The organism is Onishia taeanensis (assembly GCF_900100755.1).
Classification (GTDB): domain Bacteria; phylum Pseudomonadota; class Gammaproteobacteria; order Pseudomonadales; family Halomonadaceae; genus Onishia; species Onishia taeanensis.
Window position 1 is genome coordinate 1 of sequence record NZ_FNCI01000015.1, and the last position, 16,399, is coordinate 16,399.

Annotated in this window: 13 protein-coding genes; 2 read left to right on the forward strand and 11 right to left on the reverse strand. The window is 57.7% G+C overall.

Annotation, left to right across the window (positions count from 1 at the left end):
• Nucleotides 1-237: transposase family protein (locus BLR71_RS14720; RefSeq protein ID WP_139172634.1), on the reverse strand; the 237-nt coding region annotated here is incomplete at its 3' end.
• A gap of 125 nt (nucleotides 238-362) precedes the next feature.
• Here BLR71_RS14720 and BLR71_RS14725 point away from each other — a divergent pair.
• Entirely contained in the window at nucleotides 363-1,328 is a 966-nt protein-coding gene (locus BLR71_RS14725) for an integron integrase (protein WP_092528140.1), read from the forward strand.
• 213 nt (nucleotides 1,329-1,541) lie between these two features.
• On the opposite strand, the gene BLR71_RS14730 is transcribed toward BLR71_RS14725, so the two are convergent.
• The 8 genes from BLR71_RS14730 to BLR71_RS14765 form a co-directional block, all read right to left on the reverse strand.
• On the reverse strand, nucleotides 1,542-2,030 hold the full coding sequence (locus BLR71_RS14730) for a GNAT family N-acetyltransferase (protein WP_245696503.1): 489 nt from the start codon (nucleotides 2,028-2,030) through the stop codon (nucleotides 1,542-1,544).
• Complete coding sequence (locus BLR71_RS18095) at nucleotides 2,014-2,499, reverse strand: GNAT family N-acetyltransferase (protein ID WP_092528144.1); 486 nt, start codon at nucleotides 2,497-2,499, stop codon at nucleotides 2,014-2,016. Before BLR71_RS18095 ends, BLR71_RS14730 begins: the two co-directional genes overlap by 17 nt.
• A 135-nt stretch (nucleotides 2,500-2,634) precedes the next feature.
• Complete coding sequence (locus BLR71_RS14740; RefSeq protein WP_092528146.1) at nucleotides 2,635-3,285, reverse strand: DUF2268 domain-containing putative Zn-dependent protease; 651 nt, start codon at nucleotides 3,283-3,285, stop codon at nucleotides 2,635-2,637.
• 102 nt (nucleotides 3,286-3,387) lie between these two features.
• Nucleotides 3,388-3,867: a nucleoside deaminase gene (locus BLR71_RS14745; RefSeq protein WP_175491695.1), complete on the reverse strand. Its 480-nt coding sequence runs from the start codon at nucleotides 3,865-3,867 to the stop codon at nucleotides 3,388-3,390.
• A 142-nt stretch (nucleotides 3,868-4,009) separates the two neighbouring features.
• A complete protein-coding gene (locus BLR71_RS14750) occupies nucleotides 4,010-4,615 on the reverse strand; it encodes a DUF1294 domain-containing protein (RefSeq protein ID WP_092528148.1) in 606 nt (201 codons plus the stop codon).
• A 71-nt stretch (nucleotides 4,616-4,686) separates the two neighbouring features.
• Complete coding sequence (locus BLR71_RS14755; RefSeq protein WP_092528150.1) at nucleotides 4,687-5,112, reverse strand: hypothetical protein; 426 nt, start codon at nucleotides 5,110-5,112, stop codon at nucleotides 4,687-4,689.
• Between the two features lie 319 nt (nucleotides 5,113-5,431).
• Entirely contained in the window at nucleotides 5,432-7,906 is a 2,475-nt protein-coding gene (locus BLR71_RS14760; protein WP_092528152.1) for a YbcC family protein, read from the reverse strand.
• Nucleotides 7,903-9,483, reverse strand: coding sequence for an NADH-quinone oxidoreductase subunit L (locus BLR71_RS14765; protein ID WP_092528154.1), 1,581 nt, complete (start codon nucleotides 9,481-9,483; stop codon nucleotides 7,903-7,905). The genes BLR71_RS14760 and BLR71_RS14765 overlap by 4 nt, the downstream gene beginning before the upstream one ends.
• Before the next feature lie 101 nt (nucleotides 9,484-9,584).
• Between BLR71_RS14765 and BLR71_RS14770 the strand changes: the two genes are divergently transcribed.
• Nucleotides 9,585-10,484 carry a LysR family transcriptional regulator gene (locus BLR71_RS14770; protein ID WP_092528156.1) on the forward strand — a complete coding sequence of 300 codons (900 nt, stop codon included), beginning with the start codon at nucleotides 9,585-9,587 and terminating at the stop codon, nucleotides 10,482-10,484.
• 154 nt (nucleotides 10,485-10,638) lie between these two features.
• Here the strand turns inward: BLR71_RS14770 and BLR71_RS14775 are convergent, their stop codons facing one another.
• Together BLR71_RS14775 and BLR71_RS14780 are read right to left on the reverse strand one after the other, a co-directional pair.
• A complete protein-coding gene (locus BLR71_RS14775) occupies nucleotides 10,639-13,668 on the reverse strand; it encodes an EAL domain-containing protein (RefSeq protein WP_217629342.1) in 3,030 nt (1,009 codons plus the stop codon).
• A gap of 481 nt (nucleotides 13,669-14,149) precedes the next feature.
• Nucleotides 14,150-16,336 carry an OsmC domain/YcaO domain-containing protein gene (locus BLR71_RS14780; RefSeq protein WP_092528158.1) on the reverse strand — a complete coding sequence of 729 codons (2,187 nt, stop codon included), beginning with the start codon at nucleotides 16,334-16,336 and terminating at the stop codon, nucleotides 14,150-14,152.
• Nucleotides 16,337-16,399: the final 63 nt, after the last annotated feature.

Sequence of the window (16,399 nt, forward strand, 5' to 3'; positions counted from 1 at the left end):
AGGGACTTGAGCAACGACTTGCGTTCGAAACTGACAGGTATCGAGGTGTCGCCAACGACGTTCCCGGGAGTCGTAGCCCGGGCAGGCATGACCACAGCGGGGGCAGTCAAGCTTGGCGCTGCGATCCAGACAGACCTGAACGACAACTTCTCCCTGATCCTTATCCAGTTCGACCCCTGAGACAAACCAGGGAGAGGGGAGTCCCAGGATCTGTTCGTAGAGAGTGCATTGATCCAACGTTGGTCACCATCCATCGGATTAATCGGATGGGATAACAGTGACCAAAATTGGCAAGTAAATAAAGAGTTACCCACCAGAAGAAGTGAAGAGCCACAAACATACATACCAAGGGACAGCAATGCATGGACGCGCAGAGCAGACCACCCAAGCTGATGGATCGAGTGAAGGCCACCATGCGGGTAAAACGCTACAGCCCGCGTACGGAGAAGACCTACTGCTACTGGATACGCTACTTCATTCGTTACCATGGCGTGCGTCACCCCGCCAGCATGGGTGCACCAGAATTGAAGGCGTTCCTGGAACACTTGGCGGTAGAGCGCCATGTGGCAGCGGCCACCCAGAACCAAGCGCTGAACGCCATCGTGTTTCTCTATCGCCACGTCCTTGAGCAGAAGCTGGGAGAAATCGGAGAATTCTCGCACGCTAGGCGTCCACGCCGCTTGCCCGTCGTTTTATCTCACCAGGAAGTGATGCGCGTACTTAGTCACCTATCTGGCCCAATGCACCTGATGGGCAACTTGATGTACGGCTCAGGACTCCGGCTCATTGAAACCTGCCGCCTACGTGTCCGTGATATCGACTTCGACCGCCAGATCATTACAGTTAGAGCTGGCAAAGGCGACAAGGACAGAACCACTCTACTCCCCGCATCCTGCGTTCCTGCCTTGCAACATCAAATCACCCTTGCCCAACAGCAGCTCTCTAGTCGCTTGCATCATGGCTGCGTGCCCGTGAGCCTTCCCCACGCGCTGGATCGTAAATATCCCAATGCGGGTGTCTCCCTTGCCTGGCAATGGCTATTTCCCGCCAGCCGGCCCTGTTTCGATGACTCAGGCAAGACGGTTCTGCATCATATCCACCCATCTGCGGTGCAGAAGGCCGTCAAGAGCGCTATGAAAGCGGCATCGCTGCCTCGCCCAGGCTCCTGCCATACGCTACGGCACAGCTTCGCCACGCAATTGTTGGTTCAAGGTACGGATATCCGCACACTGCAGGAACTGTTGGGCCATAAGAGCATCGAGACCACTCAGATCTATACGCATGTACTGGGCAACGGCTTTGCCGGCGTACGCAGCCCCCTAGGGTAATATGCATACGAGAAGAAAGACTCACCCACGCTACCGCCCCTACTTGGGCATGTCTGTGATGGCACCCTGCCATCCATGCAGTAGTCCTAGCGTCCAGCTATGAGGCAATGCGGCCTGGTCGTCTCGGCGGCCTTGGATCTACCAGCGTATTGATTCGTCATGGCAGTTGCAAAGCGGCTGTATCAGTGAGCAGGCTTCCTAAAAATCGGCTTTTCAGGGCAGCTCCCGCTCCATGTAGTGCGTATCTTCTGCCGTTTTGCAAACTTGGAACCCCATTCGCTCGTACAGCGCTACAGCAGGATTTTCGCAAAATACGCGGAGCCGTAGGCGTTGAGCACCTGCATTACGGGCAATCTCAATGGCGAAATTGATGGCCCGCGTCCCCAACCCCTGATGCTGCCAACTCGGCTCTATTTGAAGGTCGCGAATATAGTAGGCGACATCATCATGACTGAGCCTTAAGACACCTGCCACACCACCATTTATGGCTACTTCGTAACTCTCGAATTCTTGCCAGTTTTTCTCAAACAGCGCGCGATCCCAGACAAGGCCTGCTTTCTCATAGTAAGGCGCCATATTGGTACGCGTCAGTCGTTCAACATAGCCCTTGTCTTTTGCCCGCCGAAATATGGGGTTCATTCGGTCATGCCTGATATCAACATGCGGCGCATCCGACGCGCCTATCTCATATTCCTCTCTCACGCAGGCTGCTGGCCTCTGCCTTCATGAAAAGCAGTTCACTCGTAGACTCCATTTCAACAACCGTAAAGCCAAGACCCGAATATAATGAGAGCGCGGCGCTATTGGTCCGATAGACCCGCAGAGTGACAACGGATGAGTCGGTTGACCGCAAGGCTCTATCGATGAGCTTTTCACACAGCACTCGGCCAGCCCCACTCCCTCGCGCGCTAGGGGAGATAATGATTCTGCCTATATGCACCGCCCCCTGCGTGACAGTCCAGAACTGACCAAAGCCAATACACTCTCCATCACTGCCTGCCAAGCAATAACTTTTTCCCCCTGTGACAGACAGTATTTCAGGCAGCTCTTCGGCTAAAAAAGGAAATGGCACAGCTGGGCCAGCCCATCGGGCACAAGCGTCAGCATCACCTACCCATGAGGCAATAGCGTTGTAATCGCCTATCTCTGCAGGCCGCAAAATGGCTTCCATAAACCTAAGGCCCTTTTCGGTGTCGGCAAGTCAACAACCTAGCCGACGCACGGCGTCATACTCCAGAACATCGCAGCAAACTCGGGCTTCACTTACCGCATGGATGGCATGGTAGGACTCCCTTCACACCCAGTATCAGTCGATACCAGACATCTGGAGTACCTCATCACTTGGGACCCTAGCCAGCTCTGCGGCAGACCGCCCGGACGCCAGGATCGCTCGGTCTGCAATGTAGGTGCCCGCACGATACCCAATCCAGCGCCGCCCATCCGGATGCTGAAACATCCATTGATTGTAAGGTGCCGTCACAGGCAGTTCCCGTAACTCAGAAACCCATTCCTCGACATTGTCCGGGTATTGCCCCCAAGGCGGTTCTCGGCCACCGGCATCACGCTCAAAAACCGTTGCCAGCCCTTCACTGACGACCCCTTCCATGAAAGAAGTACGCGGCTCGCCTCCAAACATCACCCACCCTCTTACCAGGTGGTGAAGCTCGTGAAATAACGTGAACCGTAAATGTCTGCGCGCCACGCCCGCCACGCCTCCCGGCATATTGGGATCGACGGTCCAGCCGACGCGGCTTGGCGTCATTGCTCCACCCACCTCGCCCGTTTCCGGGATCACGAATTCACCAGTTTGGCACGCCAACTCAATATCCTCGCGCAACGCGCCGAGGTGAACGCGTATGTCTGCCTCGGCCGAGGCACATACGTCTTTGATGGCTTGACGCGCATCCATTGAGAAATGCTGGCCATCATTTGTATCGAGAAACAACGGAACGATCATTAATGACTCCCTTCAGTATGCTCCCGTTGCACCATGCTGGGCGAAGCGGTGGGTAGTCAGTGCCACACACCCATGCGGCTTGCTATTACCGCCTTGGTCATTTCATGGCGAACTGTGGAAACGACGATGTAGGTCATGCACCTGCTCGGCAAGACTTGGGACTGGGCCATCCACTTCAATGTTGGGAACGACATCACGGATTGGTAAAGCCCGCACCGGTGGTGCTGATACTCCCAGATCGCTGAGCCATGCCGTCAATTGCTCCGATGAACTCACATACACGATACGGCCCAGCCCGACCCAGCCATGTGCTGCAGCACACATGGGGCAATGCTCACCCGATGTATAGACAGTGGCTTCTGATCTGGCTTCCAACGTCATATTCGCCGCCGCCCACCGAGCAATTTCAAACTCTGGGTGCCGCGTTCGATCACCTGAAGCAACGTGGTTGTGATCTTCAAAGAGAACCTCTCCACTCGCCGCTACGAGCACAGAACCGAATGGCTCGTCGCCTAGCGCCAGAGCTTCAGTTGCCAGCTCTATGCAACGACGCAAGTGCTGCATGTCTCCATCGTTCACCATAGGTGCTCCTCGAGTACTGGGTTTCAACATCGGGCAAAAGTGCTGGTACTCCCAGGTGCAATGAGCTCACGCGTGATAAGCGATTACCATCATGGCTTTTCACCATGGCGCAATCAGTCATTATGCGCCTTAGGCTTATTCATCATGCCCCAATTAAGCTCTTGATGAATACCGCGCCAGCGGTTGACCCCACGGCCCCAAGCACACAGCAGTTGAGTATCACCGTAATCCAGAAAGTGATCTGGAAAGACCGCTTGCTCGATTTATGCCGGAACACCTGTTGTGCCAGTAATCCGCCAGGCCAGCCACCTAACAAGGCAAAGAAATGAAGCTTATTTTCAGCCGTTCGCTGAGCCTTGCGTTTTGCCGCCCATTTATCAAAGCCATACAAAGCGAAGGTTAAAGCGCTCATTCCAGCCAAAAACCACAACACGAGTGCCGGCAGCTTCTCCGCCTCGACGAGGCCCCACAACACTGGGAACGGCAAGAGCGCTGCGGCTGACAGGATCACTCGCTTGGACATCAGCACCCCAGAGACAGCACCTAAACCAGCGGGGCGCACATTAACGGCGCGCGCCTTGCCATTTGATGCCGTGCTCATCTCATAGGTGACGCTATCACCGACTGAGGGGCGAGATGCACCACGCGCCATGCCGCTGACATGAAAGAAGAGCCTGTCACCACCCAAGTCGGGGTTGATAAAGCCAAACCCTCTGTCATCGTTCCAAACCGTAATGCGTCCTCGCATCGATCCTTACCTCACCTGCAAGGGATTTCCTTACGTATACCTTAAATTGTGGTGGTTTTGCCCACGCGTACTTATGGACTGATGCGGCACACCGCCAGCCCTTTTTCCTGTATATAGCCGCAAAAATTCGCTACATCCTCATTCCTGAAATTGCCCGAGATGAACTCGCCGGGGATCAGCCCTTCGTCCCAACGCTCCGCCACCAGAATGTACTCCGCCTCTTTCTCGTCGCCTGGAAATATCTCGACTACGGCGGTGGTTTGATGGATATAGAGATCACGGAGCTCTTTCGTACACTTAAGAATGGGAGAGGCTTCGTCAGCAATGCACTGGTATCCGACCTGGGTGAAATAATCACTGGCGGTGGAGAACAGGGCACTAGCCTTCAGGTGCGAAGACGCCGTTGGTTCAATGTACCTGGCAACATCACTGGCCACATTGGTACAGCCGGAAACGAGCACCGACATCAAGACAAAAAACAGATATTGCTTCTTCATAGCGGTCGTAACTCTTCACAAAATAACTCTGACAAAGTAACTCTGAACAAGTGACGGAGAAGCAATAAATCAACCGGCACGCTACCGCCCTAACTGGGCATCGGTGCGGGTAGCTTTTGCATCACGCTAGGGTGTAATTCAGCCTGGTCGCCCCAGCGGCCTTGGCTCACAAGCCTATTCATTCGCCATGATGGATGCAAAGCGGCGCTGAGCCGCGCTATGAGGGCAGTGAGCACGGCCCAACAAAAAACCCCGGGCCAGTTCACAATCTGGCTCGGGGCTTTTCCTCATACGGCATCTCTGCCGAGGCGAATCATCTCTAGGTGGCGACCCAGCGGCGGTTGCGGTAGGCAAGAATCTCGCCGTTCTGATCATTCAGGGCGAAGAGGTTGATCCAGTCGTTATCCACCAGTGACGCGAGCATCTCGTGGCGGCTGATGATGTCCTCGATGGCGAGAGTCGGCGCGGCAAGATAAATGCTCAGGCGCAGAGGTTCGTGACGCCAGATATCGCCATCGTGCAGCGATTGCATCGGTAGGCCGATGCGAAGATCTCCACCATTGCCTTCGAACACGCCGATATGCCCGCCGACCACGTTGTGCAGCACCTTGTTGCCGCTGCCTAGCTTGCGGTTATCCAGCACGGAGCTGTTGTACTGCATGTTGATCCAGTGGGCGACGACCATGGGGGCAGTCATGATCTGCTCGAGGCGCGTGAAGTCTGGATCGGTGCTCCAGTCGTAGTCATGCAGGAAGCTGCGCCCTTCCAGGTTGATGGGGGCCGTCACCTTACGTGGTGCGGCAATGAAGCTGGCATTGTTGGCAAGGCCCCACTCCGGGCGGGTCTGTGACCAGTCAGCGCCACGGCGATCGAGCGTCTTGGCAAGATCTGCCCCTTCCGCGGAAAAGCCGAGGCGCGGCGCACGCTCGCGGCGGGCCTGGGCACCGGCCTGCTCGAGCCACTGCCGCTCGGCCGGGCTCAGCGTCGCGTCCCCTTCCGGCAATTCGATACGGTCGGTGATGGTTTGGTGCAGCGCGGGCACGAAGCGGGTCTGCTCCGGAATGATAAGGCCCTTGTCGGCCAGCTTCTCACGCAGCGCTGTGTCGTTGAGCAACCGGGCCAGGGCTCTCACCGAGACCTCCCCCGACTGGCCACCGCATGCGCCACACTCGAGCCCCGCCGCGTGCGGGTTGTTGCTACTGTGGCTGGTGTGGCCGACCAGCAGAACCCGAGGCGCGATCTGCTCGGTGAGCCCCATGGCGTTCAGGATGGTATGGGCGAGCTGAGCCTTGTCATCGAGGCTCAGTGCCTCGTCGCTGCCCCGCCAGTGCCAACTGAGCTGATCCATGGCGATGGGCGCGCGCTTGGCTTTGGGGTTCAATGAGCGCAGCAGCAGCTTGCCGGCATACATCAGGCCCCCGGCCTCCACGGCGGTGAAGGTGGCGCTGGCGGCCTTACTCCATTCGTGAAGGCGGGCATGCCAGTTCAACTGCTTGGCGTGGCGACGGCCGCTTTCCGCCGAGCCGCTACACAGGGTGACCTTGGGCGCCAGCAGGCCCGGCAAATGCGGCTGGGCCAGCGCAGCACCCGACGAGCGATGTTCCAGCGGCAAGCCGAAGAAGCCGGCAAACCCCAGGGTCTGGATGGTTGGACTCTGCTGCTCCAACGCACGGCGAAGGGGCTCGGAGCGCACATCGATGCAGAACGCCGCCTGGAGCTCGGGCTGGGTGGCCGGGACCGGATGACGTATCGAGTCACTCAACGCCCGGTGCAACGGCTGCTGGTAGGCCAATTCGCTGGCCACCTGCCACACCCATAGCGGCTGCTGCGCGCGTTGGTGGCGTTCGATCTGCTCCGGCATCTCCTCGAGCTCGCGTTGCCACAGGGTCGTTAGTCGTTCGGCCTGATCGGGCCGCTCATTGAGAATGTAGCGCCACAGCACCAGCTCCCAGGCCAGGCGAATCGCCAACAGGCTACGCATGTCGGACGGCTGCTGCTTGGACTCGCCGGCAGCAAGTGCCTGCTGCCAATCCTGATAGGCGACCCAGGCCGCCCAGCCATTGATATCCAGCAACAGCGCCTGGGCATAGCTATCGAGGTGCTGGGCATCGACCTCCAATTCGGCGACCGCGGCCTGGAATAGGCCCTCTTCGGTATACGGCAGGGTCTCGAAATAACGCCGCAGCTTCGGCTCGCCCATCAGAATGGCAATACCGCGATCCTTGAGGGTCATGTCTCGCCAGTGCTGATACAAGCGCTTGTCGGCGGGTGCGGTCAGGCGCTCGGCGTTGAGCGGGCCATCCTCTTGATAATAGGCGGCGCAAAACTGGCTGATCTGGTGGGTGATCTCGTCGCGCCAGGCCATCTTGTGCTGCCGGTCGCGGCGCGCATCGACCAGGTCGCTAATGTTATGCCAGTGCGGCAGCCGCGCGAGGTCCTCGACGACCTGAAGCAGGTTCTTGTAGCTGCCCTTGTAACCCAGCCGCTCGCCGGCCTGGCTCAGATGATCATCGGTGATCTCGCCGCGTTGCCAGGCCCCCAGGTAGTGGCTTGGCGGCATCAGGGAACGAATATTAGCCAGCGCCGACAGCCGGGCGTATACGTTGGCCGCGCTTTCTTCGCGCATGGCCCAGTAAGGGCTGACTGCGATCTGGCGATCCAGGGGCCAGGTCGGCGCGACGCTGCCGCAGGCCTGGTTCAATGCCTGCTCCTGGGCGGGCGTCAGCGGCGGATAGTCACGCACTTCAACGGTTGGGTCAGTCAAGGCGATCTTGGTGTCTTCTTGAATCGTCATAGTGAACCCTCGCGAGAATCGGTGTGCAGTTGCTTGGCGTGGATACGGCCCGGCAATGCATGCGGCCAGAGCTTCAGGGTGTTTCGGGTGACCCACTCATCCAGATAAAAACCGGCATAGCAGTAGAGGTTCAGCTTCTGCACCCAGCCAAGATGCAGGCCATAACGCTGCAGGTAGTAACCCGCAAACAGCACTACGAATAGCAGGCTGACCCAGAGATCCGCCCAGAGGGGCGTGGTGTGCTCAACAGTGGGCAACAGTACGGCGAACAGCGATTTGAGAGTGAAATAGCCAAGCATCACCAAGGCGGCCAGGCCGACAAAACGCGCTTGGTTATCGGGCGCGCTCGGGTTACGCCGTTCGGCCAGCAGCACCGTCAGGGCAAGCGTCAGCAGCACCCAGGGGCTGAACACGTCGAAGGCGGTGGACTCGGTCGTCGAGCGCACCACGACGCCCAGCGTGACCACCATGGCCGCACTGATGCCGCCGGCCGAGAGCCACTGCCAAAGCGTCGGCTGGCAGCCAGGCGCTTGGCGATGCTGCAGGTCTTCCTGTACCGCTTCACCGGAGCTCAAGAAGGCGTAGGCCTTGTAGCAGGAGTGCGCGACCAGATGCAGCAGCGCCAGTTCCACCAGCCCAAGGGCAATTTCGACCAGCATCAGGCCCATCTGTGCACTGGTCGACCAGGCAAGCCGCACCTTGATGCTGATGCGGGTCATCATGACCAGTGCCGCCAGCACGCTACTGACGCCGGCCACTATCAGGATCAATGCCTGAGCGGGAGTCGACGCACTGAGTAGCGGGTAGAACAGCAACAGCAAATAGCCGCCAAGGTTGATCACACCGCCGTGAAGCGCCGCCGAGACAGGTGTGGGTGCTTCGACCACCTGGATCAGCCAGCCATGCAGGGGCAGTTGGGCGCACTTGATCAGCGCCGCCAAGGCAAGCAAACAGGCCGCCGCCTGTTCGCTAAAGGAAAGCGTAGCGTCGGGCGCTGCATAGGCGCCGGTAATCACGCTGATGCGGGCGCTGTCGTAGTGCAGGTACAGCAGCAGGAAGGCTCCCAGGGCGCAGAGTTCGGCGCCGCGGGCAAAGAGAAACTTCTTGTGGGCGGCCAAGGCCGCACGCGGCCGGTCGGGATAGAACATCAAAAGCTGATGCATGGACAGGCCGATGGTCAGCCAGGCAAGCAGAAATACCACCAGATGGTCGCTCAGCACCGCCACACTGACGGCCGCGAATACGGTCTGGGCCAGCGCGATGAAGCGCTTCTGTCGGGGTTCACCCTGCAAATAGGTAGCGCTGTAGCGAATCACCACGAAGCCGATGAAATTGGCTAACAGCAGCATGATCAGGTGCAGCGGCGTGGTCAGCCAGACGCCGCTTACCGCCGGCAGCAGCTGGAACACACCCAAGCCTAAAAGGACAGCCGCCAGCAACAGGCCACACGATGTCGCGATCTTCGCCGTGCGCCAGGCGTGCTCACATGGCTGGCGAGTGCTCGCCAGGGCCCCCAGTGCCAGTACGACCGGCACGATGGAGAGCAAGGTAGTAAGCAACAGCGCGTTCCAGTGCATGGGAGAAACTCCGAAAACCCGTGGAGCAAGCAGTATCCTTCGGCACGAATTTTAATTAAAGTAGATATAAATTTACGGAACGTTCTATAAAAGAGAACGAAATGAGCCGTCTAAACTATCACCACCTCTATTACTTCTGGCGAGTGGCCACCGAAGGCAACCTGACGCGGGTTGCCGAAGCACTGCATCTGTCCCAGAGCGCCCTGTCGGCGCAGATACGCAAACTCGAAGACAGGATGGACAAGCCGCTGTTCGAAAGGCGCAACCGCCGCCTGGTGATGACTGAGGCGGGTCGACAGGTGTTCAACTATGCCGAGGTGATTTTTTCCAAGGGTGAAGAGCTTGAGTCGCTGATCAATCGCGGCATCGAGCCCGAGCACCAGCACCTACGTATCGGCACCCTCTCAACCATGTCACGCAACTTCATCGAGGGGTTCATCGCTCCGCTGTTGAATCAACAGGCGCCCAAGGTGCAGTTCAGCCTCTATGCCCGAAGTATGACCGACCTGCTCGATGGCCTGGCGCGCCACGAATTCGACCTGGTGCTGACCAATACCCAATTGCAGCCCTCTGACTCGCCCCAAGCGGCGTGGCAAAGCCAGTTGCTGGCCCGCCAGCCGTTGGCGATCGTTGGCCCGCCAGACTCCGAGCCGACAAAGCCCTTTCCCCAAGGCTACGGCGGCCTGCGCTGGGTGCTACCGGGCGAACATCATGAAGTTCGGCGGGCCTTCGATGGCTATTGCAGCCTGCACCAGTACCGGCCGGCGATTCTCGCCGAGGCCGACGACATGGCCATGCTGCGCCTGCTGGCCAGGGACAGCGGCGCCGTGAGTGTCTTACCCGAGGTGGTGGTGAAGGACGAGCTGGAGCAAGGCAGGCTGACCCGCTTCATGCGGCTACCCAATGTCTACGAGAACTTCTATGCAATCACCCTGCCGCGGGAGTTCATGCCTGCCGTCGTCTCGGAATTGTTGGCCCGTCCGCTACAGGACCTGTCTTAGGTGACCTGATTCCGACTGCGCTTCCCTCTTGGGCTTTTCTTGCGCACTGAACCGCCATCAGAGCTGGGGCTGAAAACGTCGCAAGCATCAACCCTGATGTGCAACGTCTTTGGCAGAGGCTGCCACGCGACGAAATCGCTGGCCCTGCCAGCATTCAGAAGTGCGCCGCTTCTATCGCCTCCTGATAGGGCAACGGCTTGGCGAATAGATAACCCTGAACTTGATCACAACCACGCTCGCGCAGGATTGCCAACTGCTCGTCAGTCTCCACGCCTTCGGCAATGACCTTGAGCCCGAGACTATGCGCCATGGCGATGATGGTATTGACGATCACCTCGCTACCGGCGTCGGTGGTCACTTCAGTGATGAAGGATTTATCGATCTTGAGGGTGTCGATGGGAAAGCGCTTCAGGTAGCTAAGGCTCGAATAACCAGTACCGAAGTCATCCAGGGATATGTTCACCCCCAGCTCCATCAGCTGTTTCATGGTCTCAATCGCCGATCCAACGTCATCCATCAACGTGCCTTCCGTTATCTCTAACTCCAGATCGGCTGGCGGCATACCGGTTTCGCTGAGGACTTGGCGAATGAAGGTGACGAGGTTTTTCTGGCGGAATTGTCGCGCTGAAAGATTCACCGCCATTCTCACCCCAGGCAGGCTAGCGCCTTGGCGGCATGCTTCACGCAATACCCATTCGCCGATCGGCACGATCAGCCCGGTCTTTTCTGCCAGGGGAATAAAGCGGTCCGGGGGTATCATTCCTTGAGTGGGATGATGCCAACGCACAAGGGCTTCGAGCCCCACTACCCGTCGTGAGGCTATATCCACTTGATGCTGATAATAGAGTTGGAACTGTTCCTGGACTAAGGCATGTCGCAAGGAGGTTTCCAGCGCCAGCCGATCATCGCCAATGCCGCCAATGCCCGGAACATAACGTCGGTAATCGTTGCCACCGGCCTCCTTGAGGCTCGCCATGGCGCTTCTAGCACTGTTGATCAAAGCATCAACGTCTTCTCCATCCGCCGGGTACTCGGCAACACCGATACTGCAGGAAACAAACAACTCATGCCCGGTGCCAAGAACGATCAGCGAATGCTGCTGATTGATGATGATATTGGCAACTTCCGAGGCCTCTCCCGCGCTGTAGCCCGGAAGGAGCACAACGAACTCGTCCCCTCCCCAGCGGGATACCGTATCGGCCTTGCCAACACAGGAACTGATTCGCTGTGCCATTTGCCGGAGGAGATCATCGCCGCCATTATGACCCAGGCTGTCGTTGACCTGCTTGAAGCGGTCGATGTTCAGATAAAGAACGGCCAGATTGCCCTTATTCCTCTCGGCCTGAACCATTCCCTGTTGAAGCCGGTCGCTTAGCAGCAAACGGTTAGGTAAACCGGTAACGCTATCGAAATGGGTCAGGAAATCGAGCTGGCGGTTTTTATCGAAATTGCCGATGGCGAACGCGATGTTATCGGCCACTTCACGCAGTAGCTGCATTTTTGTTGGGTCGAATGAAAAGAGTTCGCAGCGATAAAGCACGAATGCCGTTGGCTGAGAGGCTGACGGCGTAGATAGCGGAAACGCCGCCAAGGCCCGTATACCAAGGCTGATCAAGTCGACCGACTCTCTGAAATCCGGATGTTCATCTAGGTCGTTACAGACGATGGAACGCTGACGCTGCAAACATTGCCTGATGGCCTTTGTCTCGTGGCGCGAGAAGCCTCGCAGGGCAAACTGCTCGCCGGCAGCGTGCGCATGCAGTGTCCGGCAGCTCCTTGACTCGGGGTCGTAGTGAACGATTCTGGAAGCCGTCAGCCCGCCCTCATCTACCGTGATGCGGGTCGCTTCCGAGCAAAGGGTGTCGAAATCAGGGGCACGTACGATCAGCGCATTGATCCCGCTCAACACCTTGTGCATGCGGTTGAGCCGCAGCAGTTGTTGCTCGGCCTCGAGACGCTCGGTGATGTCCAGTATCGCCGCCATCACGTAACGCCCATCCAGGGTATTCACCGGGTTCAAGGCGATCTCTGCACGAAACTCGGAGCCATCGTCGCGCAGGGCAAATAGCTCTCGTCCTTCCCCCATGATGCGGGGCTCAGGCTTGTGCAAATACTCGCGTCGGTAGTCTGCATGATTGTGACGAAAACGGCCGGGTACCAGGTCTTCAATCGAGCGACCCACAAGATGCCCCTTCGGGCTCTGAAAAAGCGTATGCGCCAGTTTGTTGGCCATGCAGATAATGCCGTTGCCATCGACCATGATCGTCGCCACCGGAGAGGAGTCGAGGGTGGTGCGGAAGCGATCTTCTTCCCGGTTGAGCGCATCGGCACTGAGCCAGCCGACCAACCCCAGTACCAAGATGCTGGCCACGCTGCTCAGTGCGAAGCCAAAGGCGTCAGAGTAATAGCCATCCTCAGCCCCATGCATGCTCACCCATCCGGTCAGGACCGGCGTCACAACAATGAAGGGGATAAAGCGTCTCAGCGTGCGCCCGCCGACGTAAGAGCTCGCGGCGGAGCGCATTACCCCGGCCCTGGGATAGATGAGCAACATACCCACCCCACAGACCACGAAAAGGGCCGCCGTATGCAGGGCCATCGTCGAGAAAAGAAACAACTGGAACTGCTGAACGCCAAACACATAGCCAATCAAAGCAGCGACGCCGATCATGGCCACGGCCAAGGCGAGGAACTGCATAATGAGGATAGCGTGACGCATGGGGGCGGCAGCGACCAACCAAGCCGTGCCAATAATGCTAAAGCAGAGGGCCGTGCCTAGCGACATCCGGCCGGGAAAGCTTCCAGGAGGCGTCGTCGTATCCGTCACCACTAGATTATCGATGCCTAGCGACCAGCCGGCCCAATATTGGAGAATCGTGAGACAAGGCACCACGACCACCAACAGCACCGACGCCATAGCGACGATATCGCTTAACAATGCCGCCGCCACTTTCTTGCGGAGCAGGAGTGTGCCACAGGCGCAAAAGCATAGCGCCGTGTTGAACTTCATGGAATGGAAGCTTGGCAGTATGCTTTTGCCAACCTGAATATCGAACAGCCAGGATGCCAACACTAAGGCGCTGATCCCGACGAGCACCCAGCCGACCTGGTTAACAATCCCTTGATACGTTGCCCGCCTCGCCGCCAGATTCTTTCCTAGTTGGCTTATTCCCTGGCCTGGCATTATCGCTCTCCTTCCCGGGATAGAGGTTATCAATATACCCCGGACGGCTGATCTTCATAGTACTTATTTAGTAGACCATCCGCCCAACATTCCATAGGTGTGGGATAAAAGCAATCACGTATAAGCTGGTGAGTAATTCCATGCATTGATTAGAAAGGAGTTTTTCCTTTCCTATAACACTATCAAGTCACGGGAGTCTGGCGGCTGGCGAATCACACGGAACTGACGCATTCTTTCGGCATATACGCCGAAAACTTTAAACATCTTATATCCCAGCTAGTTAACGCATATCGATACCATCAATACCTGCAGCTTCCTCGCTCCCAGCCTAGACACTCGGCTGCGACGAGGGCCCCCCGGCCAAGGGTCATATAGTCGACTGGAGATGAAGACTGGTTCTACAGCTAGGACATGCACTTACGTAAAACACGAGCGCCCACTCTAGGGTGGGCGCCGCGGCTACAACTATTAGTCTGCGAACTTAGAGGGTCGCGTTAGCCGCACGATGCGCATGCAGCTTCTTGTAACTTTCGATCAGCCGTTGGTGCTTTTCGAGCCCTTCCAACTGCATGTTGGTCGGGGTCAGGCCGTGGAAGCGCTCATCACCGTTGATGGAATCGACAACGGCGCTGATGGTGTTCTCGCCAAACATACGCGTCAGATTATAGAGGTAGTCTTCCAGCTCGAGCTCATCATCCAGAGCAATCTCGAGCACCGCATTCAACGCCTGGAAGAAGAGCCCCCGCTCGACGGTGTTGTCGTTGAACTGAAGGAACATCTGCACCCGGTCCAGAGCATCTTCGAGCTGTCCCAGCGCCAGGTTGATCAACAGCTTCAGCTCAAGAATCGTGAGCTGCCCCCAGACCGTGTTCTCATCGAACTCGATGCCGATCAAGGTGATGATGTCCTCGTGATCATCGATCTGGGTTTCTTCCAGGCGCTCGAGCAGGCCGGCCAACTGATCATCATCCAAGGAGTGGATGTTGAGAATGTCCTCGCGGAACAACAGCGCCTTGTTGGTGTTGTCCCACACCAGGTCCTCGACCGGGTAGACCTCGGAATAGCCCGGCACCAGGATGCGGCACACCGGAGCACCGAGGTCTTCGAAGACGGCCACGTAGACCTCTTTACCCATCTCTTCGAGCATGCCGAACAGGCAAGCAGCCTCTTCCGCGGTAGTGCCCGAGAAATCCCACTCGCAGAACTCCATATCGGACTTCGAGCTGAAGAAACGCCAGGAGACCAGGCCCGAGGAGTCGATGAAGTGCTCAACGAAGTTGTTGGGCTCGGTGACGGCCAATGAGTTGAAGGTCGGCGGCATGAAGTCGTTCAAGCCTTCGAAGCTACGCCCCTGCATGAGCTCGGTCAGGCTGCGCTCGAGAGCGACTTCGAAACTCGGGTGCGCGCCGAAGGAGGCAAAGACGCCGCCGGTCTTGGGGTTCATCAGGGTGACACAGGCCACCGGGAAGCGACCGCCCAAGGAAGCATCCTTGACCAGCACCGGGAAGCCTTGCGCCTCCAGCGCTTCGACGCCCTCGAGAATATCGGGATACTTCTTCAGTACCTCCATCGGCACATCCGGCAGCGCGATCTCTTGCTCGATGATCTCGCGCTTGACCGCCCGCTCGAAGATTTCCGACAGGCACTGCACTTCGGCTTCCTGAAGCGTATTGCCGGCGCTCATGCCATTGCTGAGAAAGAGGTTCTCGATCAGGTTCGAGGGGAAATAGACCGTTTCGCCATCCGACTGGCGTACGAACGGAAGCGAGACGATGCCCCGTTCCGTCTTGCCGGAGTTGGTATCGATCAGATTAGAGCCGCACAGCTCATCGTCGGGGTTGTAGATCTCAAGGCAGTGATCATCGAGGATGCCATCGGGCAGCTCATCGTTGGGTCCCGGCTGGAACCACTTCTCGTTGGGGTAGTGAACGAACTCGCTGTTGGCGATCTCTTCACCGAAGAACTGATCGTTATAGAAGAAGTTGCAGCTAAGGCGTTCGATGAACTCACCAAGCGCCGAGCATAGCGCGCTCTCTTTGGTAGAGCCCTTGCCATTGGTAAAGCACATGGGGGATGCGGCATCGCGGATATGCAGGGACCACACATGCGGCACGATGTTACGCCAGGATGCGATCTCGACCTTCATGCCCAGGTTTTCGAAGATGCCGGTCATGTTGGCAATGGTCTGCTCCAGCGGCAGGTCCTTGCCCTCGATCCAGGTGCTCTGCCCTTCCGCCGGTTCTGCCATCAGCAGCGCCTGGGCGTCTTCGTCCAGGTTCTCGACTGTCTCGATCTGGAACTCGGGGCCGGTCTGTACCACTTTCTTGACCGTGCAGCGCTCGATGGAGCGCAGGATGCCTTGGCGGTCCTTGTCGGAGAGATCTTCCGGCAGCTCTACCTGGATCTTGAAGATCTGGTTGTAGCGGTCCTCCGGATCGACGATGTTGTTCTGCGACAGGCGGATGTTTTCGGTGGGGATATTGCGCGCCTTGCAGTACACCCGCACGAAATAGGCCGCGCAAAGCGCCGAGGAGGCCAGGAAATAGTCAAACGGGCTCGGTGCCGAACCATCGCCCTTGTAGCGGATGGGCTGATCGGTGACGACGGTGAAATCGTCAAACTTGGCTTCAAGCCTAAGGTTCTCGAGAAAGTTGACCTTGATTTCCATGAAAAAAGCACCGGATATATGTATTTGGAGGCCGTGAGGCGTAACCGGTCATTATCCAGTTTT